This is a genomic window from Runella rosea, assembly GCF_003325355.1.
Lineage (GTDB): Bacteria > Bacteroidota > Bacteroidia > Cytophagales > Spirosomataceae > Runella > Runella rosea.
Map to the genome: position 1 here is coordinate 6,334,157 of NZ_CP030850.1, position 22,218 is coordinate 6,356,374.

Here is a 22,218-nt window from a genome sequence, read left to right on the forward strand (position 1 = left end):
AGAATAACCGCAAAGAATACAGAGCAAAATACGTGTATTCTTTGCGGTTTAAATTTGTTTGCGTGATTGGGTAATGAATTATAACCTCGGCGCGGTAGGTTTATTGGGTTTGTCCCACGCATTGGCCCCTTTTACCTTCACTTTTCGTTTGTAGACTTTATCGCCGCAAGTGGCAAAGAGAATGTCAAAGTTTTCACCGCCAAAGCAAATATTTGATACTTTTCCGTTGGGGGTTGGAATAATGGCATTCACGCGCCCCGCTTGGTCGCACACCTGAATACCCATGCGTGTAGCCACGTAAAGCCGCCCGTCGCGGTCAGTTTTAAGTCCGTCGGCCTGTGTGTCGTCGGCGGTATCGGGCGCATGAATCCAGTAATATTTTTGCTTGTTGGCCAGCGTTCCATCGGGTAGAATGGAATAACTGTACACCCAATGCGAACGCATATCAGCCACGTAAAGCAGCGTTTGGTCGGGCGAAAGCGTCACACCGTTGGCAAAGCGAAGCCCGTTGTCTACTTCTACTTTTTCACCATTGGGACGAATCAACCAAACCTTGCTCAGTAGATTGGCGTCGGTAGATGGATTGGTCACGTAGGCGTTACCGTTGTTGGCCACGACGATGTCATTTCCCGCAAAACCCTCAGTAAGGGTTCTGAATTTTCCGTCGGAGCTGTAAATGTTTGTCTTTTTGGCCGTCATGGCCGTGGCGTAAAGGTCACCGTTTGGCGCAAAGGCCTGACCATATACATTACCGGAGTTTTCGGCGAATAGATTCACTTTTCCGTCCAAATTTACTTTCCAGATGTTTCCTGCGGGACCGTCATCGAAAAATACTTCCCCCTTTGAATTTGATGCAGGGCCTTCCGAAAATCGGTAGCCGTCGCCCACGAGCTTCCAGCCTTCGTTTGGCAACAGAATGTCGTTGAGCATTGGGTTTTTGGTCGCGCCCGTTTTAACAGGCAGTGGCCAATCTTTCCACAAATACCGCATGGCATCGGGAAAAATGGCGGTTCCATGTTTGCCATTGTGCGCCCCTTCACCCCAAACGTGCGCTACCTCATAGCCAGAAAATTGTAGTGCGCGCTCTATTGTTTGGTTGGCCATCCACCAATCACCTGCGTAGATATTGTTGTCGTTTATGCCATCCTGCAAAAAAATGCGTAAAGGTTTAGGTTCGTATTTGCGTAGAAGTGTATGGTAGCGGTCAGCACCACGCAAGCCTACGTACGTTCCAATCGCGCTAAAAACGCGGCTAAAGGCATCGGGGCGTTCCCATGCCGCCGTAAAGGCACACACTGCCCCGCTGCTGGAGCCGCCAATGGCGCGGTCGTTGCCGTTTTTGGAAAGCCGAATCGCGCGCCCATTGGTGGTCTTTTTAGTCTCGACATCAGGCAGAAGTTCCTCCAACAAAAAACGGGCGTAATTATCTCCCAAGCCATCATATTCAAAACTGCGATTGAAGCGGTCGAGGGCTTCGTCGGGTTTGGCCGTTTTTACGCGTCCGTGCATGACAAACACGCCAATGGTGACGGGCATTTCTTTTTGATGAATTAAATTGTCAAATACGGCAGGCGCCTGCCATTGCACGCCATCCTGATTTACGTACACGCAAGCGGGTTGGGAGGCATCATATTGGGCTGGTACATAGACCCAATATTCGCGCCACGTACCTGGGAAAATCTTGGAATTCTCAAAGGTAAATTTGAGAACTTCTCCTTTTGGAACACCCTCTTTTACCTGAGCATCTGGATGGACAGGGTATTCTTCGGGTGTTTGGGCAAAAAGAAAATAAGGAAGAAGGAGAAAAGCAAAAAGGGTATAAGAGAGGAAGGGCTTCATGGAGATAACGATTGATAGTTGTCTCTTTAAAGCCCTGTATTGCTTGTAATTACCTTTCTAAAATTTGAAAATGTATAAAAGCGCTAAAATGCGGAGACTTTCCAAATTTTTAAATCGGGGACGCCTAGTCGGGGACGCCCAGTCGGGGACGCCCAGTCGGGGACGCCCAGTCGGGGACGCCCAGTCGGGGACGCCCAGTCGGGGACGCCCAGTCGGGGACGCCCAGTCGGGGAAAGTCTAAAACCGTTATTCCCAATGATGCTTAATCACTTCCAATAGTTCTGTCTGAGCCGCACAACCCGCAATGACATCACCGCCAAAGAGCCAATCCTGACCACCCGAAAAATCAGTGATTTGACCGCCTGCTTCCAATATGAGGAGCGCACCAGCGGCCATGTCCCAAGAGTTGAGATTGTACTCATAAAAGGCCTCAAAACGACCCGCTGCTACGTAGGCTAAGTCGATGGCTGCCGCGCCCATACGGCGTAGTCCGTGGCAACTTTGCATGAGCGTTTCTAGTACTTTGAGGTATCGGTCCTGTTTTTCAAATTTATAATACGGAAACCCCGTTGCCAACAAACTGTCGCTGAGGGTAGTGGCTGCCGAAACTTTCAGGCGGGTTGCTCCCTGAAGAAAAGCACTGTCTAACGGTAATCCGCCAAGCATATAGCGTAAGCTGACGGTCCACGCGCCGCCGCCTTGCCAGCCGTAAAATAGCTCTTCGGTACCTAAGTGATAAATGACGCCTGCAATGGGTATTTTATTCTTGACCAGTCCCACACTAACGCAATACACGGGCAAGCTATGGATGAAATTGGCCGTGCCATCGAGCGGGTCAATGATCCAATACAGTTCGTCGGGATTGGATTCTTCGCCAGCGGTGCCTTCTTCGGTGATAAAACCCGCTTCGGGCAGGATGTGGCGTAGGCCCGTCACCAACAGCTTTTCAGTTTCTTTGTCCACGTACGACACCAGGTTGTTGGCGGCCTTGTACTCGGTCAGCGAACGGTCAAACTTGGCGGCTTCGTGTTTGATAAAAGCTCCCGCTTCGCGGACAATTTCTATGGTTTGGTGGGTGATATTTTCGAGATTCATGGTATTTATAATTGATAAATTGGCATGGCTTAAACGCGTTTGCGGAGAAAGTTGAGGCGTGCAATGAGACTTATAATGAAAACGCTTGCGCCCGAAGGGATAGCGGAATCTCCCACTAGAAAATTGTCGAGGACTGAAAAAACAACTGCAAGGATAGCAGCAATTAGACTTATCGTAACAAACTTTTTTCCTATGGGATGTTTGAGGAAAAAGATAAGTGGCAAATGAAACGGAAATACCCACAGCAAGTTTACGTTCCAAGCGGTTACTCCGTGGTCAGTAGCAATCCATAGTAGCAATAAAATCCAACCAGCTAAACCGATAAGGCCAAAGAAAATCTTGTCAAATAGGAAGGTTACCTTTGGTTTTTTTTGTTGTAGGTTGGTAAAAAGAAGGATTAAAATTCCCAAAAGAGCGAAGATTGTTATTGGACTGTAAAGCATCTCCCATGTGTTGGAATTCGCTTCTTTCTGCAACTTGGTGAATAAACTTTTATATTCCAATACAGCTTTTTGTCCGCCAATGGTGGCTAATTCTAAGTGCAGTTTCAAATTATCAGGCAAGTACATTTCTTCTTGAACGAGTGCTTTTCTATCGGAAGGTAGACCAATTGCGAGATTCATTCCAAACTTTGCCCAAGGTTTTTCCCCTAAATACTTGTTCATCCACCACCGAAAGCTTTTTAGCATACCCTCTTTTTCAATAGTGTTACGGCTGAAAACCAAACTATCCCCGCAGGCGGCTTTTAGCGCATCCCGCAGGCGCGTCGCACAGTTGTCGTAAAAGAACTTGTAGGCGTACTGTCGATTTTGGGGCAGATAATTGTTCTCCAAGTAATCGTACAGTTTCTGTTTTTGGTTTTGCGAAAGATTCAATACCTGTTCTGTCACGCTGCGATTTTCGGCTTGCGCGCCATACATCGTGTAATACATCGGCGAAACCGACAACTGATAGGGGAGGGTACCGCGCATAAACTTGATATAAAATCCCTCGGTTCTAAAATCAAAAGTGCCATAATTATAGACTTTATCAATGCCTTGCATAGGGTCAGAAACCCAAAGCGCATTATGGCCAAAGCTGCTGTATAATTCTGCTCCTGGAGAGACCGTGATGAGACTTACCTTGGCGTCTGGGCTCAGGGATTGGGCAAAGAGGGAGTAAGCAGTAAACAGTAGGCAGTAGGCAGTGAGCAGTAGGCGGTACACGGCGGTCCGTCGCACGGCGGTCTGTAGTACAGTAGGCACTGAGGGTCGTAGACTGTCAACTGTGTACTCCGAACTGCCCAATATAAACTGTGAACTGAGGACTGCGTACAGTGGAGTGGAACGACGCTCGCGGCCAACTGCCAACTGCCGACTGTAAATTGAGAAACTATTTCCCTGCAACAACGATAACGATTTCACCTTTGATTGTTTTTTCGGCAAAATAAGCAATAATTTCTGTTAAAGTCCCACGGATGGTTTCTTCATAAAGTTTTGTTAATTCCCTTGAAACCGAAGCCTGACGGTCGGCACCGAAGTACTCCACAAACTGTTGGAGTGATTTGAGCAGGCGGTGTGGCGATTCGTAAAAAATCATCGTGCGCTCTTCTTCTTTTAGTTCAGTGAGGCGCGTTTGGCGGCCTTTTTTGTGAGGCAAAAAACCTTCAAAAGTAAAGCGGTCGGTGGGCAGTCCTGAATTAACCAAGGCGGGTACAAACGCCGTAGGTCCGGGCAGACATTCGATGTCGATGCCGTTTTTGAGGCATTCTCGTACCAGCAAAAAACCGGGGTCAGATACCGCTGGCGTACCCGCATCCGAAATCAGGGCCATGGTTTCACCTTTCAGAATGCGTTGAATGATCCGCTGCACGGTTTGGTGCTCATTATGGATATGGTAGCTCTGCAAGGGTTTGCTGATACCCAAATGTTTGAGCAAATGCCCCGACGTGCGGGTGTCTTCGGCCAAAATAACGTCTACACTTTTCAACATATTGATGGCGCGCAGAGTTATATCTTCTAAGTTGCCGATGGGCGTAGGGACCAGATAAAGTTTTGGATTCACTGTATATGTTAATTTATGACGTCATTTATTGAATTAGGGCAATTTGTACGATTTCAAGGTGTTAACAAATATGTTTTATTGGTTTACACTTGGCTTTATGTTTTGCATTTCTGTGACAAAAAAGCCATTTTGAGGTCAAAATAGGGGCAAAAATGTTGTTAACAATTATTTAACCAATGGATTTGGAAAAAAAACGATAAAAAAATGTATTATTCCAATAAATCAGGTATTTAGGTCTGCTAACGTACTATTTTCTTTCCAAAGTGCTTTTGTTTGTCCCATAATTTTCTTGTTTCTTTGCAGCGATTTTTGACATCAACCAACTGATTTTACCAAACACAATTCTAACCAAAATTCCCAAATTTATGAATGTTAAACATTTACAAAGGAAGAGGGTAATAATTGCACTTTTCGCAGTCGTTGCTTCTCTCTTTATGGTTTTACCGGCGGCACAAGCCCAAGTTACCGCTTCTTCAATTCGGGGTATTGTAAAAGATGATAAAGGAGCAGAGCTTCCGGGCGCTACCATCGTAGCTACTCACTTACCTTCTGGAACAAAATACGGGACCGTTACCAACGAAAAAGGACGTTACGTTTTACCTTCTGTTCGGGTAGGTGGACCCTACAAAGTTACGGTTACTTTTGTTGGCTTTAAAGAACAATCTAAAGAAGACATTTCTGCCAACTTAGGTGCCTCGTCTGATGCTAACTTCTCGTTGGTTGAAGATGGAAAAGAGATTCAGGAAATTGTGGTAACCAGCGGTCGTTCGGATATTTTCTCTTCAGGACGCACGGGGGCGGCTACTACATTGGGCCTCAACGCCGTAAACAGCTTGCCTACTATCGGTCGTACCATTGATGACATCACCAAGTACAATGCGTACAGCAACGGCCGCTCATTTGCGGGTCAGGATAGCCGTCTCAACAACTTTACCATCGACGGTGCGGTGTTTAATAACGGTTTTGGATTGGGTTCTTCGGCTCAGGCTGGTGGACGTACTGGAACTACCGCCGTATCGTTGGATGCGATTGAGCAGGTACAAATCAACATTGCACCTTTCGACGTACGTCAATCAGGCTTTGCGGGTGCTGGTATCAACGCCGTTACTCGCTCAGGAACAAACGAAGTGACGGGTTCGGCCTACTATCTTACAAGAGGCAGCGACTTAGTCGGTAAAAAAGCGGACGGAAGAGATTTGCCAACGGTGAATATCAACGAGAAAACATTTGGTTTCCGCGTGGGTGCGCCAATCATTAAAGATAAGTTGTTCATTTTTGCCAACTTCGAAAACTTTACTAGCTCTACACCAGCTACTACCTGGGTGGCGGCTCGTGCGGGCGCTGCTGGTAACGTTTCTCGCGTTACTTACGATGACTTGACCGATATTGCCAACTTTATGAAGACCAACTTCAATTATGAATCAGGGGCTATCGACAACTTTAATAATGAAGTTAAAAGTACCAAAGGATTGGTTCGTCTCGATTACAACATCAATAACAACCACAAGTTGACGTTGCGCTACTCGCACCATAATTCACAGTCGGGAGCCATCATCAGCAATAGTAACAGTAGCAACACCGCAGGAAACGGTAACCGTACCAACTCTTCGTTGGCACTTTCGCCCGAAAATACGGGTTACCTGATTGCTGATAACACTCGTTCTTTGGTTGCTGAATTGAACTCTAACTTTGGCGGTAAATTTGCCAATAACTTCATCGCTACCTATAACAAGCAAAATGAAGATCGTCAGTACAAGAATGAAATCTTCCCAACGATTGACATTTTGAAGGACGGAAGCACGTACACTTCTACGGGTTTTGACCCTTTTACGCCCAACAACAAGCTGAACTACTCAACGTTAAACTTTACCAATAACTTGAGCTACTTTGCGGGTAAACATACATTGACGCTGGGTTTAGCCTATGAGCACTTTACGTCAAACAACGTATTCTTCCCATCTTCAAACGGAGTTTATGTTTTCAATTCAATCGACGATTTCAAAACGGCTTTGTTGGCTTATAAAGCCAATCCAAATTTGACGGTTTCACCAGTAACAATGCCTCGTTTCAACTACCGCTATTCGTTGTTGCCAAACGGAGCTGAGCCTTTGCAGACCTTGAAGCAATCGACCTACACGGCTTATGTACAGGATGAGTTTCAGGTAAATGATAAATTCAAACTTACAGGCGGTGTTCGTTTTGACATGTTTGATTACAATGATGATTTAGCCAAGGACTTCAACAACCCTGTTGTTGCTGATTTGACGTACAAAGATGAAAACGGTAAAGACTTAAAAGTAAGCACGGGTACATTTCCAAGCAACAAACTTTTGGTCTCTCCTCGTATCGGTTTTAACTTGGATGTGAAAGGTGACAGAACGACCCAAATCAGAGGTGGAACGGGTATCTTTGTATCGCGTATTCCGCAAGTATTGGTGTCAAACCAATTGGGTAACAACGGGGTAAACACCGCAGTGTTGAACTTTACCAATACCACTGCCTATCCCTTTACGTTGGATCCTACCCGCTACAAGCCTGCTACAACGGACATCACTAAACTGCCAGCTTACGTAATCAATGCCTCAGTAGATGGATTGAAAAACCCCGTCATTTGGAAGTCTAACTTGGCGATTGACCAAAAATTGCCTTGGGGATTGATCGGAACATTGGAAGGTATCTATAACAAGAATATTCAGGCGCTTCGCTACATTGATGGGAACTTAAATGGTCCAAACAGAACTTTGAGCGGTCCAGATACGCGTGGCCGTTTCCCTGGTTCGGGTTTATCAGGAGCAGCCGTTAACCCTGCCCGTTTTATCAACTCCGCAAACACCAACGCGTTTATCCTGACCAATACAAAAGAAGGTTACTCGTACTCTTTCACGGCTAAATTGGAAAAAACAGCAACCAAAGGCTTGAGCGGTATGCTAGGATATACCTACTCATTAGCGAAAGATATTCAATCGGTAGCGAGTACGGTATTGGCCAACATTCCAACGGTTGCGGGTCAAAACTTCTTGACTCCATCATGGTCTGACAACGACTTGCGTCACCGTTTTGTAGGATACCTCAACTATCGTTTGAACTACGGCGGTAAATTGGGTGGTTCTACCATGTTTACTTTGGGTATGGTTTCCAACAGCGGATTTAAAATCTCGTATACTTCAGGAAGTGACATCAACGGCGACGGTCAGAACAACGACCTTATCTTTGTACCAAACAAAGGGTCTGACTTAACATTTGCTACTTTGACTGCGGGCGGAAAAACCTTCACTCCTGACCAACAGGCGGCGGCGTTTGATGCTTACATCGAAAACGATCCTTATTTGAAATCACGTCGCGGTCAATATGCAGAACGTAACGGTGCCGAAGTGCCTTGGCTGACTCGTTTTGACTTTACTGTAGAACAAGATTTTTATGTATCGGTAGGTGCAAAAGGAAAGAAAAATATCATCCGTCTACGTTTTGACGTCTTGAACGTAGGTAACCTCATTAACAATGCCTGGGGTGTAGCTGAAACAACTACTACCACCAACCCATTGACAATGGCATCTATCAGCGCAGCGGGCGTTCCAACGTATCGTATGGCTACGCAATCTGTAAATGGAGAAACTATCTTGTTGCGTGATGCATTTGTAAAGAGCATCAACGTAAACAACGTATGGCAAGGTCAGTTCGGTATTCGCTACATATTCAACTAGCATTTGCCGTTTTTATCACCCAAAAGTCCCACGCCTAAAACGTGGGATTTTTTGTGAAAAAGAGCCAAATTCGTCAGATAATAAAAAAAAAGCTCCCTTTTAAATTTTTCAGTTTTTCTGTTTCTAATTTTTCTGTTTCTTAGTGTCGCTTTTCTTTGTTCTTTTGCAGGGAAAACAGTAAACCACCAAAACTTAATACATTATGTCGCAAAAGCGCGTTCTCATCGCTGAGGATAGTTCCGTAATCCAAAACTTAGCCCGTAAGATTTTGGAATTTCAAAATTATGAAATTACAGCCGTCAAAAACGGTGAGCAAGTAATGCAAATTGTAGACAAAGAAGATTTTGACATCGTTTTGCTCGACATCAACATGCCCATCATGGACGGCATGGAGTGCGTAAAAGCCATCCGAGCGCTCGGCGATAAGAAAAAATCAAACTTGCCAGTCGTGGCCATCACGGGCAATGCCAAAAACTACTCGGAAGAAGAATTTAAGGCCGCAGGCTTCAACGATGTGCTGGTAAAACCACTCAACTTTGACCGCCTCGTGGAGATTGTAAATGAATTAACGGAAGAGTAATAGCGGAAGCGAGAAGTGAGAAGCGAGAATGAAAAAACATCACTCGCTCCTGACTTCTCGCTCCTCACTTCTTAAAAATGATTGTCACACTCCTAGGTACCGGAACTTCTTCGGGCATACCGTTGATTGGCTGTAGCTGCGATGTATGTCGCTCGTTGGACTACCGCGACAAACGGCTGCGGGTTTCGATACACTTGGCAGTAAACGGCCATCACTTTGTCGTTGATACTGGCCCAGACTTTCGTCAACAGATGTTGCGGGAAGGAATCAGTCAATTGGATGCCGTAATCTTCACGCATCAGCACAAAGACCACACCGCAGGGCTGGACGACGTCCGTGCGTTTAATTTCCTTCAGCAGCGCGATATGCCCGTTTATGGACGTGCGGAAGTACTTGAGCAAATTCACCGCGAATTTGAATACGTTTTTGCCGAGCACCGTTATCCGGGCATTCCCCGCCTGCAACTTCACGAAATTAGCAATACCCCTTTTGAGGTCAAAGGCGTCACTTTTATCCCCATTGACGTGCTCCACCACAAACTCCCCGTTTTTGGCTTTCGGGTAAACAACTTCGCATACGTGACCGACGTAAATCACATATCGGAGTCTGAACAACACAAGCTGAAAGGATTGGATGTGCTGGTGCTGGGAGCCCTTCAGCGAGATCAACATATTTCTCACTATTCACTGGAGCAGGCATTGGGCATGGTGGAAAGGCTCCAACCCAAAATGACCTATTTTACGCACCTTAGTCATAAAATGGGTAAACACGGCGACGTGGAAAAGGAGCTTCCGCCCACGGTGCGACTGGGGTACGATGGCCTAAAATTGAGATTGTAGCAAAGCTTAAATAAAAGTGTAATTTTTTTTAAGCCGAAACCAGTTGATTATCAGTGAAGAAGCAGATTGTTTGAAAATTTTACACATTTTTCGTTTGGAATTGAAATTTAAACAGCTACCTTTGCAGTCCCAAAACAATGGGAAACACAATGAATCGGATGCGTAGCTCAATTGGATAGAGCACCTGACTACGGATCAGGAGGTTTGGGGTTCGAATCCCTACGCGTCCACACTTTGCACATCTGATGCGATCTGATAACAATAAAAACCGCTTCTACGCTATGTAGAAGCGGTTTTTTAGTTCTGTGCAATTCTCAGCTATTCAGAAAAGTTTCAGATAAATGGGCAAAATAACATTCCATGTAGACTTGGACAATCGCGTCAAAAAAGACGGTACGCAAAACATTCAACTAAGAATTACGCAAGCCAAAAAAAAGCTTCGGGTTGCAGTCGGTTTTTCGGTCCAAAAAATTCACTGGAATGATGAAAAAAAGGAAGTAAGAAGAACGCACCCATTGCATTCTCAAATTAATAACACAATCAAGTCAAAGTTGCTGGAGGTTGAACGCACCTACCTCAAAAGCCAAGTTACGAGTAGAAAAGTGACCGCCTCGACCCTTCAAAAACAGTTAAAAAAGGAAATAGCGGGAGAGAGTTTTGTGCAGTACAGTAAACTTCGTGCTCAACAGATCACAAATCCAAGTAGCCGTAGCGCCTGTAAATCGGTACTAAGCAATCTTGACGTATACCTTAAAGGGAAAGACTTACTTTTTGAGGAAATTGATTACGATTGGATAAAAGACTATGAACGATACTTGAAAAAGCTCAGCAATGCCACCAACACCATTTATAACAACCTCAAACCGTTAAAGGCATCCTATAATGAGGCTATCAAGTCAGGATTATTTGAGCCTGATAAAATGTCGCCTTGGATGCGGTATGAGGGCAAAAAAGCAAAGTCGGTCAGGACGCGCTTAACGATAGAGCAAATTGCCTTGCTTGAAAAGCTCAACCTTCGCCCTGGCACTAATAAATTTCAAGCACATAATTTCTTCCTATTTTCTTTTTACCTGCAAGGGATGCGGGTTTCTGACGCGTTGCAGTTAAAATGGGCCAATATCATCAATGGGCGCCTTGAATACAAAGCATCCAAAACTGAAAAGAGCCGAAGTAAAAAGATCATCCAAAAAGCGGCTGAAATACTCAACATATACCGTAAGCCAAGACAAAAGCCAACTGAAAATATCTTCCCTTTCCTGAAAGATTTGAAAGAAAGCCAATTTGCTGATGATGTTTGGCGCAAAAAATTAGAACGGCTACCTCAGTGATTAATAACGAACTTAAAGATATTGCGTCCATGATCGGCGTAAGTAAATTAACTACGCATATCGCAAGGCATAGTTTTGCCGAAATCGCAAAGCAAAAAACAGGCGGTTATGTAGCTGCCGTATCGGCTGCTCTGGACCACAGTTCGATTGCCATCGCTACTGCCTACTTCAAGATGCTACACAGGCAGAAAACGACACTCTGGTTGATACTTTTTTTGGAGATTGACTTTTAATATTAAATCTGTGTACTCAATTTCCTAGATCATTAACAATAAAATTTAATCAGTATAGAATGCTTAAAAATGGGACTATATAATTATTTAATGGATAATGTTGAACAGTCAACATGTTTAGTTTGTGATTTTATTGTAACTCCAATCAATGCAAATCCAACATTAGATGGCTTCGAGTATCTCTATAATAATCATCGATGGTCTTTATTATGGGATTCGCAGTAGTAAAAGTATAGAGAAATGAGTTCTAATACTTTCATCGTCAAAAATCACAACAAAGTTATTGACTTAAATATTACTTCTTTCTTTAGATATTTCATCCATTATTCAGATAAACAATGAAAATAATTTACGAGGCAACAGTAATTGCTAACGCTTATTCTAAAAGAAATTTGAATTCAAAAACAGGGGTTTTTAGAGTAGCCCAGCAGATTCTAGAAAACCTAAAAAATAAGGATTGTGAGATTGCCCTTGCTTCGACAGATGGTTTGCCTGCTTTGATGAGTTTTCTTGAAAAAAATGATTTTCGATGTGTGAATTCCAAAAAAAGCCAAAGAAAAGCGAAATTTTTGAAACCATTATTTTCGCTTATACCCAAAAGTAATTTTGTTGAGGAAGGCATTCGTTTTGCTTACTGGAAATCAGGTTTATATTCTATAAATAGCTATCAATATGACGCAAATGAGTTGAAAAAATACGATTTATTTCATTCGCCATTTCACCCTATTCCTACTAAAATTTTAGAGCGAAATTCAATTAAAAAACTAATTACGATTCATGATTTGATTCCTAAAATACTTCCCGAATATTTGGGTGGAAGTAATTCAATCAGAATGAATAAAACCTTAAATGGAATTGATGAAGAAACCTTTGTTAGTTGTGTTTCTGAGAGTGCAAAAAACGATTTATTGAGTCACCATCCGAAGGTAAATCCTGCAAGAGTTTCTGTGATTCCATTAGCAGCAGATTCGACGATTTTTTATCATGAAAAAGATCAAAGTCGAATCAAAAATGTACTCAAAAAGTATCAAATTGATAACGAAAAGCCTTATTTTTTGTTAGTTTCGACCTTAGAGCCTCGTAAAAATATCAATCGAACGATTAGGGCTTTTGCCAAACTAATTGAGCAAGAGAATCTGAAAGATTTGCAATTAGTTTTGGTAGGTTCAGAAGGCTGGAAAATTGGTAAATTATTTGATTCATTAAAAGCAAATAAATCATTAAAAAAGCAGGTCGTCATCACTGGCTTTGTAGAAGATGAAGACTTGGCAGCAATCTATTCTGGGGCTTTGGGATTCGCCTACCCGTCTTTGTATGAAGGTTTCGGATTGCCACCTCTCGAAGCGATGCAATGCGGTGTTCCAGTGATTACTTCTGACAATAGTTCGTTGCCCGAAGTTGTAGGCGAAGCAGGGTTATTGGTCAACGCCAAAGACGAAGATGCTATCGCTGAAAGTATGCTAAAACTCTATAAAAATACAGATTTGAGAGCAGATTTAGCCAATAAATCATTGATCCAAGCCCAAAATTTCTCTTGGCAAAAATTCAAGGAGGATTACTGGAGTTTGTATAATGAGATTCTTGAAAATTAATGGATGATTGATTATTGCAAATATTATAATTCTTAAAAGATGTTTAAATAATAGTTGCAATCAAAAAAGGATTTGAGCAAATATAATTTCAAGTATTTTCTAAGATTCACCAAACTTTAAAAAAATAAAATCACTAAATATAATATTTAATAATGTGGACTACAGCAATACAAAGAGTTTCGTTATGGTTATTATTAGAATAAAAATATGGAGACTCGAAAACTTATTCGTAATTTTGGATATTTGACACTATTGCAGGTGGTTAATCTTGCATTCCCTATTTTAACATTTCCTTACATCGTTAAAATAGTTGGCACTAGCTATTTTGGTGAAATAAGTCTCTCACAAGCTATTGCTTCTTTTATGATAATCATAATAAATTTTGGGTTTGATTTGTCTGTTACTCCTGAAATTGCTAAAAATAAAAATGATGTGATAGTTATATCAAATTATTTTTATTCAGTTATGATATTAAAATTTTTCCTTTTTATTTTTAGTCTATTAGGTATAATGATATTAACTATTTATTTACCTACATTATATAATGTAAAAACACTTTTGCTGTATTCTATTGGAAATGTGGTTGGAGTGATTCTTTTTCCAACGTGGCTCTTTTTGGGGATGGAACAAATGAAGTTTATTACATTCTTCAACCTAACAACTAAAATAGCCATAACACTTCTAATATTTATTTATGTAAAAGAAAAAACGTGTTATCATTTAGTCCTTCTGTTTAATTGCATTGTAGGTATAATTGGAGGAGTATTTGGATTCATTTGGAGTATATTGTTTTTTAAGATCCCACTTAGTATTCCTTCTCAAAAAACCATATTGTCTGTTTTTTTAAATAGTAAAAATTATTTTCTTTCACGAATAGCTAATGACGGAAGTAGGTATTTTGCTACTATTTTTATTGGCCTTAATTTTTCAAGCACATTGGTTGGATATTACTCAATAGTCGATAAAATTTTTGCAACTTCTATTTCAATAGGCGGCATTGGATCGCAGGCTTTGTATCCGTTGATGTCAAGAAAAAAAGATGTAAATCTTTTTTTGAATGTATTAAAATATACGGTTTTATCATCCGTACTATTTTTATTTTTTATATATACTTTTAAAGGGCAAATATTGTTCTTTTTTTTTAAATCAGATTCTCCAATTCTTTTTGATATTTATGATAGTGTTCTTTGGTGTATTCTAATTGCAAATATTAGTTCCTTGATAGGCTATCCACTTCTCGGAGCATGGGGCTATGCGAATGAAGCCAATTTTAGTCTGATTTATGCATCAATTTTTTATTTATTTTATATCGTGTTAGCTACAATATTAACAAAAAATATCTTGCTATTAAGTATATCAGTATGTATTTACGAGATGATTGCCTTTTTAATTCGTTTATATTTTATCTCTAAATACCAAATATTAAAAAAATAAGTTAACAATTATGAAAGCAATTATACTATGTGCGGGATACGGAAATAGAATGAGTCCATTGACCAATGGTACCCATAAAACACTTTTGAAAGTAGGCAGTGAAACGATTATTGATAGAATTTTAAATTCATTGAATAATAATAATATTTTAAAAGTAGTAATTGTTACTGGTTATTTAGATCAGCAACTTAAAAGACATATCAATGAAAATCATAAAAACTTAATAGTCGAGTATGTCCATAACAATAGATATAGAGAAACCAATAATATATTTTCACTTGCACTTGCATTTGAACAAACATTAATAGATGACGATATTTTACTTATAGAGTCCGATTTAATTTATAATAAACATGTACTAAATCAGGCAATAAACTCAAACTATGAGAACGTTGCATTGGTATCTCCATATAAAATAGGAATGGATGGCACCGTTGTACAACTTTCAAGTCAAAAAATTGTAAATATTTTCCCCCCTCATTTACATGACGAAAACTTTAATTTATTTGACAAATTTAAAACTTTAAATATCTATAAATTTTCAAAGGAATTTTGTCAAAAGGAGTTTAAAAAATTGTTGATACATTATGCCAGATCAGTAGATGACAACTGTTATTATGAACTTATATTAGGAATTATTATTTACATGCAAAGACAAGATGTTTTTGCAGAAATAATTGACAACAACGACTGGTTTGAAGTAGATGATCCAAATGATTTGGAAAATGCTTTGTTTCAATTTAATACTGATGAAAGAATTAATATTCTAAACAAGAATTTTGGCGGATACTGGCATTTTGATATTATTGATTTTTGTTTTATTAGAAATGTGTATTTCCCGAGCAAGTCTGTTATGGCTGAGCTTAAAAACCATATGCCCAATTTGCTGCAAAACTATGGTTCTAAACAGAGAAATTTGAATCAAAAGCTTTCTTATGTGTTGCAGTATAGTAGCGAAAACCTCATCGCACTAAATGGAGCTAGCCAGATTTATCCTATTTTAAAAAATATTTGGAGAGATAAAAAAGGATTGATTCCTAATCCAACATTTGGTGAATACTATAGAATTTTTAATAATTTTGAGACGTATGATATTACATTAGAGTTTAAAAAAGAGGAAATCCGCTCAAAAATTGAAGGGAGTGAAGTTGTCGTATTTGTGAATCCAAATAATCCAACTGGCTCAATAATTGAATCAAATATTATCTGGAAACTTGTCAATACCTATCCCAATAAAAAATTCATTATTGATGAATCTTTTATTGAATTCTCAAATGAGAAATCAATTATTAGCTTACTTGAAACAGAACCTAAAAATAATGTAATAGTCATTAGGAGTATGAGTAAAAGCTATGGATTGCCTGGAATTCGCATTGGATTTGTTTATACAACAAATACAGAACTATCTAAAACCATATCCGATGAAATTCCGATATGGAACATGAATTCAATAGCTGAGTTTTACTTGGAAATAATTTTGAAAAATAAAAGAAGTCTCAAGCAATCTTTTGAACAAACAAAAACTGATCGAGATGTTTTTATCGAAAAATTAAAAACAATCCCGTATTTAAAAAACGTTTTTGATTCTCATTCAAATTTTATTCTTTTCGAAATTTCGAAAGAAAATGATATGATTGCAAATCTGGACGATATATTGCTTAATAAACATAATATTTATATCAAAAATGTTAGCTCTAAATTTAAAAACAATAACTATTATTTTCGTGTAGCAGTAAGATTACCTCAAGAAAATGAATTGTTGATTAATGCTTTGAAAACGTTATCCCTTTCTACACAATGAAAAATAAATGGCAAGAAGTATGGTCTAAAAGACAGTTTGTTCAAGAACAAAGCGAAACCATTCTTGAAAGTTTAATCAAGATGGATGGATTTGATACACCTTTGGGAAAAATGACAGAGTTAGATTGGAGAGATTATGTAAACAATTGTATCAAGAATTTAGATTTGACGGTTGATGAAACAGTATTTGAGATTGGATGTGGATGTGGAGCTTTTGTTTATGTACTTTGTGAAAAAGGATTTCGTGTTGGTGGTATAGATTTCTCTCCGCCATTGATTGAAATTGCAAAGAAATCAATGCCTAATAGCTCAGCAAGCTTTCAGGTATGTGATGCTATTGATTTAGAAGAAATTAAGTCTGATTGTATTATTGCAAACCATGTTTTTCATTATTTTCCAAGTTATGAGTATGTAAGTGCTGTTTTGGAAACTGTCACGAAGTCTGAGAGTAAAGTTTTAATTACAGCTTTGCCAGACATCATCTTTAAAAAAGAATCAGAGGCATTTAGAATGGGTGCATTAACAGATCAAGAGTATAAAGAAAAATATGATGGATTAGATATTTTATATTTCTCAAAATCATGGATTTTATATGAACTTCATAGGCTATCTCCCAAAAGAAAAGTGTTCTTCTTGCCTCATAGCATGCCAAAGTTCCCACAAAATGAATTTAGATTTGATTGCTTAATTTTATGACAACAATAATTACTTCCAAAGGTGAATTCTTTTATGAAAGACCAATGTTCAATTATGGATCAAAAAAGATTAACCGTGATATTGCTAAAGAAAACTTGTTTTTATTCAAAGAAATTATGGATAAAAGTAATGTTAAATTCATGTTGGCATACGGAACGCTTCTTGGCGCCATTCGTGAAGGAAATTTCATTGAACATGATTTTGACACTGATGTTATTGTTTTAGAAGAAAATAGGGCTTTGTTTTTAGATTTATTGTTTGAATTTAGAAATAACGGATTCGTTGTTGGGAGGTATGAAAATGATTTGATATCACTAATTAGAAATGAAGAGTATATCGACGTATATTTTTTTAAGAAATATTTCTTTATCTATCGAAAGATTGATATTTATTATACATACAGTAGGTTTTTAGAAAAAACATCAACGTACAATTTTTTAGGGGAGTTCTTTACTATTCCTCAAGATTTTGAAGGTTATCTTGAACATTACTATGGTAGAAATTGGAGAACTCCTATACCAAATCTACACGGTTTAGATTTTACATTTTACCAAAAAATAAAGGCTTTTTCTCGAAAACACTTTTATGGTTTATACTCTTTACTAAAACAACTTAAAAGCTGATGTTTTCATAGCAATTGGACTAGAATTTCCCATTTCAAACTATTTGTTTAGTTTTTGAAAACTACCGATGGAGGCTTTCCTGTATCTGATACCATTTCAGATACAGGAAAGTCGTATTTTTTTATACTGGTAACCTACCCTTTTCCCGAAGCTGCGCTGCGCAAAGCCTTGCTCAATGCCGTAGCGCACAAAGATTACAGCAGTGGCAACCCCATTAAGGTCTATCATAAGCTGTCATTGTGGAATACGGTCCATATTCCAGAAGGCTGGAGCGTTGAGAAATTTTGATTATTCATTCTTCCAGTCCCAATAATCCCGATATTGTCAATACGTTTTTCAGGGCTGGAATAATTGAGTCGTGGGGGAGGGGTATTTACAAAATCCTCAACGAATGCGAAAAAGCACACGTCCCGACTCCTGTGTATAAATTTTACTGGGGTGGGATAGATGTGCATTTTACGGCGGTGAAAATTCGGAGGAAAACGAGAAAACGTCGGTGAAGATTTTGGAGTTAATGAAGGCAAATCCTGAAATAACAAGGCCTGAGCTGGCCAAGTAGATTGGTAAATCAATTCGCTCTGTGGAACGAACCATTGATAAACTTAAAAAAGAATACAAAATTGAACAGATTGGTGCGGATAAAGGAAGACTTTGGCAGGTTCTGGACTCAACCTGATAACAGCGACAAAGCGCTGAAAGCTTAAAACCGTAAATTGGTCAATTCAACCTGATTTTGTACTCATGTATCCATGAAAGTATTAAATCTCTGATTAATAATGCATTATGTGCTTACTATGAGTCTACAAAAAAATCTAAAAAGGCACTAATACTTAGGCTATAGTTTTGTTCAGTTGTCCACAAAGAATTTTATCCCCTCTCTGAGAAACAAAGCCCTTCCCATAGCGTTATAGTAATGATAGAGCTCTTCGCGGCAAAGACGGAGAGAAAATTAAAGTTTTGTTAAATGTTCTTTTTCCAAAAACAGAAGTTTTCAGATTGTCAATCAGTTGATTGATAGTTTATTGTGAATTTGGGGCGCAGGAATTTAGCGTTTGTGTCATTTAAGTTGGCGAATCGTTAGTTAATTCATTAATAACCAAGTAACTTTAAGCAAATCATTGAAAGGCCGCCCGCTTTTTTTCCTGTTAAGGAAAGGTAACAGTCAAGGCAAGTTAAAGGTAGACCATTCAATTTTTCTCACGATTTTTTTAACAGTAAACCAAATAAGATGATACTCACACTAGAAAATTCAGCCGTGCTTGCTATCGGGTTACTCATAATGATTTTTGACATTTGTAATCCTTACGCGCGGCTCAGCAAATCGCTTGCGCTCATTCCAATCCGTCGGTAATCAACCACGACGTTGGCACTGAGCATTAGGGCCTAAAAACACACCTTACTGCGGCTTTTGACACCAAAGCTGGCAACACTAAAAACCCGCAAAAGCATCGTTTTTGCGGGTTTTTAGTGTTTAAAAACGCCCAAATTGAGATAAATGGGGGTTATCGAATCACCGTAATATGGAATTTTGTATTAGCTAGGTCGATGGGGGCAGCGGATACATTGTTAAATTTTACAGAAACCGTATTGGAGGCAGAAACCCGGGCGTAGGCGATGATGATGCCATTGGTCAGGTCGGTATCTGGTGAAATATAGACCGTGGAGCCAGTCTGGGCGTTGGTCACGGTAAATGTTTGAGAAAAACTACCACTGGCAGCGATGCTCGGCAAATCGGCCGCTTCGCTTATTTTGATGATTTCGTCTAGGGCGCTTCCGTTGGTTCCAATTTTTACCGTGCCGCTTACGTCTAGCTTGGCGGCGGCGGTAGTAGCACCGATACCTACGTTGCCATTGGAAAGGATGGTCATGCGGGTGGTATTGCCGCCCGTGCGGAATTGCATGCTTTTAGTACCTGCTGGGTTATAAATGATTCCTCCGCTCACGCCGCTGGAGGGTAGCCCAAAGGTGATGCCATTTTCGCTGGCTTCGGGGGTCAGGAGAGAAATATATCCGTTCCCATTTTTTTCGAAAGTTGCAATGGCGTTTGGGCTTGGAGCAGCGCTCGATTCACTTTCAAAAACGTGTAGAAAAGATTCGGGGATGATATTCCCGATGGCCGTTTTTCCATTTTTAAGCATCAGCAAGCCGTTCCTGCGGTTTAACTCATTTTGGCCCGATCCAATCGTAAACAGGGGGTCAGTACCTACCCAAGTGCTGGGTTCTGCGAAGGGTAGAATATTAAAAGAACCCACGACTGTGGAATAAAATGAATTGGCGTTGACACCGTTGCCGATGGCACAGGCGTTGGTGCCAGAGGCTCGCGTATTTTCACCGAACGCAATGGTATTGGACGTGCCGTCAGAAATGGCATTAAACCCCATCGCAATGTTGCCGCGCCCCGTAGCCATTGAGTTATAGCCTGATGCAAACGAATGAAGTCCGATGAAGGCTGGGTCCCAGTTGGTGTTGTCGACGGAGCCGCACCGGAAAGCGCTCCGGGAGGGAATCCACATCATGCGCGTACCGCTGCCCAAAATGGGAGCTGTAGGGGGATTGGTGATGTCGCTGGCCAACCAAGCTACGGTGGCGGGATTGTCTGACCAAAATCCGCCAGGGTTTGTATTTCTTATTTCGTTGCCTCCAATTCCTGCCAGTGTCCATAGAGAGTTGATAGGCGCCCAAGAGGCATTGCCGGCAGCGTCTGATTTTAGAAAGCGGCCATCGGCTTCGCCGATATTGGTTAGTTTTATCCCGTTGGTCACCAGAGCATTGCCACCTACCTGCAACGTAAATGGCGTGGCATCGATGTCGCTGATTGGGCGATTGATACCCACGCGGTCGGTTGAAAAATTGCCGCCAATCAATGGATTAGTTCCGCTGGTATTCTCGATGTATAGTTTATCATCGCCCGTTTCTAGTTTGCCAGCATTGGAGCCAATCATGATGTTGCCACTGCCAATTTTGGAAGAAGTACTGGTGCCGCCGCCTGCTCCGCTCCCAATGATGGTGTTGTTGCCACCGCCGCCATAATTCATGGCCGAATGGCCGACCGCTACGGTTCCAGTGCCGCTAGGGGCAAAAGAGCCGGCGCTGTTTCCGATAAAAACGCCTTGGTCAGTATCCGTGCTTCCCGCGCTTAACGTCCGATGTCCGATGGCGACGGTGCCGCCGCCCCGGTTGTTTTCCATCGAAAAATGCCCGATTGCCACGCTGCCGCCGTCTTGCGTGATGCCGCCCATAGCGCGCGTACCGATGGCGATATTGAGCGCTGTACTGGTGGTGTTGTAGTTGCGAAGGGCTTCAAAACCAATGGCCAACTGCGATGAATTCAATAAATCGGTGGAGTTGAAGGCTTTGGAATACGTCATCAGGGCGTCTTTACCGATGGCAATGTTTCTTTTTGAATTTATATTGTTTTTCAGCGCATTTTCACCCATCGAAATATTGGTAGAATCTTCGGCGGTACTTAGTGGCAGGCTACCCCTAATGCCGTTTGGGCTGATGGTAATTCCTGCATTGGTTTTTTGAATGATGTTTATTTGAGAATAAACCGTTGAACTTATCAACATACAAGCGTAGAGTATAAGCTTTTTCATCGAAGTAATTGGTTTGGTTCAAAAGTAGGAACTATACCAATCAGCTTCAACTACTGAAATAAGTAGGTAGAACGCTCTGCTACTTGGGGTTTTGAACGCTCAAAAGGGTATAAATGGCCACATAAAGCCTATTTGCGCGTCTTTTTTATTCTTTCCCGAAAACCCGCTCAAAAAACTCCACTTCGGGAATTTCTTGTACTTCACCAGGCTGGAGGGTGTCGAGGGCTAAGTTTTCGATTGAGATCCGAATCAGGCGCAGACAGCGGTGCTTTACGGCGGTCATCATTTTGCGGATTTGACGAAATTTGCCTTCCGTCAGGGTCATCAAGAGCCACGTGTGCGGAATGTTGTCTGGGTATTCCCAGCCGCTTTGAAACAAATTGGCAGGTTTTTCAATGATTTTCGCTTCACAGGGAGCGGTTTTGTAGATTCCGTTGTCTTTGACCCGAATCACTACCCCGTTTTTGAGTTCTTCCAGCGTTTCGGGTTTTACTTCCCGATACACCTGCAATAAATAAGTTCGTCGGTGCGGTTTTTTGCCTTTAAAGAGCAGGTGAGTAATTTTTTTGTTGGTCGTTAAAATCAATAAACCCTCAGAGTTGTGGTCGAGCCGCCCGATGCAATGGGTGCCTTCGGGAAAAGGATAGCCTAAATCGCCTAGCATGGGCCGACCTTCCACGCCCGTAAATTGGGAGTGCATATCGTAGGGTTTGTTGACAATAAAATAGCGGTGCAATACAGGAATCATAGAGCGTGTTTTTTTGCTATCTTTTTTCAAAAATTGATAGCTTTGCACAAAACAAATAATAATTAACGAAT

The 22,218-nt window shown here is 40.9% G+C and carries 18 protein-coding genes and 1 tRNA gene; 13 read left to right on the forward strand and 6 right to left on the reverse strand.

The window, feature by feature from the left end; all coding sequences use genetic code 11:
- Positions 1 to 78: 78 nt before the first annotated feature.
- From DR864_RS25985 to rsmI, 4 genes are all read right to left on the reverse strand, one after another.
- A complete protein-coding gene (locus DR864_RS25985) occupies positions 79 to 1,839 on the reverse strand; it encodes an SMP-30/gluconolactonase/LRE family protein (RefSeq protein WP_114069704.1) in 1,761 nt (586 codons plus the stop codon).
- Positions 1,840 to 2,085: 246 nt separating this feature from the next.
- Positions 2,086 to 2,934 carry an inositol monophosphatase family protein gene (locus DR864_RS25990; RefSeq protein WP_114069705.1) on the reverse strand — a complete coding sequence of 283 codons (849 nt, stop codon included), beginning with the start codon at positions 2,932 to 2,934 and terminating at the stop codon, positions 2,086 to 2,088.
- A 29-nt stretch (positions 2,935 to 2,963) separates the two neighbouring features.
- Entirely contained in the window at positions 2,964 to 4,337 is a 1,374-nt protein-coding gene (locus DR864_RS25995) for an Lnb N-terminal periplasmic domain-containing protein (protein WP_162794137.1), read from the reverse strand.
- Complete coding sequence (rsmI, locus tag DR864_RS26000) at positions 4,306 to 4,977, reverse strand: 16S rRNA (cytidine(1402)-2'-O)-methyltransferase (RefSeq protein ID WP_114069707.1); 672 nt, start codon at positions 4,975 to 4,977, stop codon at positions 4,306 to 4,308. Before rsmI ends, DR864_RS25995 begins: the two co-directional genes overlap by 32 nt.
- A 365-nt stretch (positions 4,978 to 5,342) precedes the next feature.
- Here rsmI and DR864_RS26005 point away from each other — a divergent pair, with 365 nt between their 5' ends.
- The 13 genes from DR864_RS26005 (at position 5,343) to DR864_RS30560 (ending at position 18,303) form a co-directional block, all read left to right on the forward strand.
- Positions 5,343 to 8,678, forward strand: coding sequence for a TonB-dependent receptor (locus tag DR864_RS26005; RefSeq protein ID WP_114069708.1), 3,336 nt, complete (start codon positions 5,343 to 5,345; stop codon positions 8,676 to 8,678).
- 202 nt (positions 8,679 to 8,880) lie between these two features.
- Complete coding sequence (locus tag DR864_RS26010; protein WP_013931087.1) at positions 8,881 to 9,258, forward strand: response regulator; 378 nt, start codon at positions 8,881 to 8,883, stop codon at positions 9,256 to 9,258.
- Between the two features lie 77 nt (positions 9,259 to 9,335).
- The gene (locus DR864_RS26015; protein WP_114069710.1) at positions 9,336 to 10,097 is read left to right on the forward strand and encodes an MBL fold metallo-hydrolase; all 762 of its coding nucleotides are present in this window, start codon (positions 9,336 to 9,338) and stop codon (positions 10,095 to 10,097) included.
- Positions 10,098 to 10,253: 156 nt separating this feature from the next.
- A tRNA-Arg gene (locus DR864_RS26020) sits at positions 10,254 to 10,327 on the forward strand.
- Between the two features lie 111 nt (positions 10,328 to 10,438).
- The gene (locus DR864_RS26025; protein WP_114069711.1) at positions 10,439 to 11,425 is read left to right on the forward strand and encodes a site-specific integrase; all 987 of its coding nucleotides are present in this window, start codon (positions 10,439 to 10,441) and stop codon (positions 11,423 to 11,425) included.
- Positions 11,422 to 11,658: a site-specific integrase gene (locus DR864_RS26030; RefSeq protein WP_114069712.1), complete on the forward strand. Its 237-nt coding sequence runs from the start codon at positions 11,422 to 11,424 to the stop codon at positions 11,656 to 11,658. The genes DR864_RS26025 and DR864_RS26030 overlap by 4 nt, the downstream gene beginning before the upstream one ends.
- Positions 11,659 to 11,996: 338 nt before the next feature.
- Positions 11,997 to 13,250, forward strand: coding sequence for a glycosyltransferase family 4 protein (locus DR864_RS26035; RefSeq protein WP_114069713.1), 1,254 nt, complete (start codon positions 11,997 to 11,999; stop codon positions 13,248 to 13,250).
- A 207-nt stretch (positions 13,251 to 13,457) separates the two neighbouring features.
- Positions 13,458 to 14,684: an oligosaccharide flippase family protein gene (locus tag DR864_RS26040; RefSeq protein ID WP_114069714.1), complete on the forward strand. Its 1,227-nt coding sequence runs from the start codon at positions 13,458 to 13,460 to the stop codon at positions 14,682 to 14,684.
- A 10-nt stretch (positions 14,685 to 14,694) separates the two neighbouring features.
- Entirely contained in the window at positions 14,695 to 16,485 is a 1,791-nt protein-coding gene (locus tag DR864_RS26045) for an aminotransferase class I/II-fold pyridoxal phosphate-dependent enzyme (protein WP_114069715.1), read from the forward strand.
- Positions 16,482 to 17,180 carry a class I SAM-dependent methyltransferase gene (locus tag DR864_RS26050; RefSeq protein WP_114069716.1) on the forward strand — a complete coding sequence of 233 codons (699 nt, stop codon included), beginning with the start codon at positions 16,482 to 16,484 and terminating at the stop codon, positions 17,178 to 17,180. The genes DR864_RS26045 and DR864_RS26050 overlap by 4 nt, the downstream gene beginning before the upstream one ends.
- Positions 17,177 to 17,803, forward strand: coding sequence for a LicD family protein (locus DR864_RS26055; protein WP_114069717.1), 627 nt, complete (start codon positions 17,177 to 17,179; stop codon positions 17,801 to 17,803). The genes DR864_RS26050 and DR864_RS26055 overlap by 4 nt, the downstream gene beginning before the upstream one ends.
- Positions 17,804 to 17,857: 54 nt before the next feature.
- On the forward strand, positions 17,858 to 18,091 hold the full coding sequence (locus DR864_RS26060; RefSeq protein WP_114069718.1) for a hypothetical protein: 234 nt from the start codon (positions 17,858 to 17,860) through the stop codon (positions 18,089 to 18,091).
- Positions 18,088 to 18,303 carry an ATP-binding protein gene (locus DR864_RS30560; RefSeq protein ID WP_162794139.1) on the forward strand — a complete coding sequence of 72 codons (216 nt, stop codon included), beginning with the start codon at positions 18,088 to 18,090 and terminating at the stop codon, positions 18,301 to 18,303. Before DR864_RS26060 ends, DR864_RS30560 begins: the two co-directional genes overlap by 4 nt.
- Before the next feature lie 1,002 nt (positions 18,304 to 19,305).
- On the opposite strand, the gene DR864_RS26070 is transcribed toward DR864_RS30560, so the two are convergent.
- The gene (locus tag DR864_RS26070) at positions 19,306 to 21,399 is read right to left on the reverse strand and encodes a hypothetical protein (RefSeq protein ID WP_114069720.1); all 2,094 of its coding nucleotides are present in this window, start codon (positions 21,397 to 21,399) and stop codon (positions 19,306 to 19,308) included.
- A gap of 145 nt (positions 21,400 to 21,544) precedes the next feature.
- Positions 21,545 to 22,147, reverse strand: coding sequence for a pseudouridine synthase (locus DR864_RS26075; RefSeq protein WP_114070481.1), 603 nt, complete (start codon positions 22,145 to 22,147; stop codon positions 21,545 to 21,547).
- Positions 22,148 to 22,218: the final 71 nt, after the last annotated feature.

Excerpts from the sequence above, each read along its gene's own strand:
- DR864_RS26035 (WP_114069713.1), top strand. The coding sequence starts at position 11,997 with ATGAAAATAATTTACGAGGCAACAGTAATTGCTAACGCTTATTCTAAA.
- DR864_RS26025 (WP_114069711.1), top strand. The coding sequence starts at position 10,439 with ATGGGCAAAATAACATTCCATGTAGACTTGGACAATCGCGTCAAAAAA.
- DR864_RS25990 (WP_114069705.1), bottom strand. The coding sequence starts at position 2,934 with ATGAATCTCGAAAATATCACCCACCAAACCATAGAAATTGTCCGCGAA.
- DR864_RS25985 (WP_114069704.1), bottom strand. The coding sequence starts at position 1,839 with ATGAAGCCCTTCCTCTCTTATACCCTTTTTGCTTTTCTCCTTCTTCCT.
- DR864_RS26010 (WP_013931087.1), top strand. The coding sequence starts at position 8,881 with ATGTCGCAAAAGCGCGTTCTCATCGCTGAGGATAGTTCCGTAATCCAA.
- DR864_RS26015 (WP_114069710.1), top strand. The coding sequence starts at position 9,336 with ATGATTGTCACACTCCTAGGTACCGGAACTTCTTCGGGCATACCGTTG.
- DR864_RS26070 (WP_114069720.1), bottom strand. The coding sequence starts at position 21,399 with ATGAAAAAGCTTATACTCTACGCTTGTATGTTGATAAGTTCAACGGTT.
- DR864_RS26055 (WP_114069717.1), top strand. The coding sequence starts at position 17,177 with ATGACAACAATAATTACTTCCAAAGGTGAATTCTTTTATGAAAGACCA.
- DR864_RS26045 (WP_114069715.1), top strand. The coding sequence starts at position 14,695 with ATGAAAGCAATTATACTATGTGCGGGATACGGAAATAGAATGAGTCCA.
- DR864_RS26075 (WP_114070481.1), bottom strand. The coding sequence starts at position 22,147 with ATGATTCCTGTATTGCACCGCTATTTTATTGTCAACAAACCCTACGAT.
- DR864_RS26050 (WP_114069716.1), top strand. The coding sequence starts at position 16,482 with ATGAAAAATAAATGGCAAGAAGTATGGTCTAAAAGACAGTTTGTTCAA.
- DR864_RS26040 (WP_114069714.1), top strand. The coding sequence starts at position 13,458 with ATGGAGACTCGAAAACTTATTCGTAATTTTGGATATTTGACACTATTG.
- DR864_RS26005 (WP_114069708.1), top strand. The coding sequence starts at position 5,343 with ATGAATGTTAAACATTTACAAAGGAAGAGGGTAATAATTGCACTTTTC.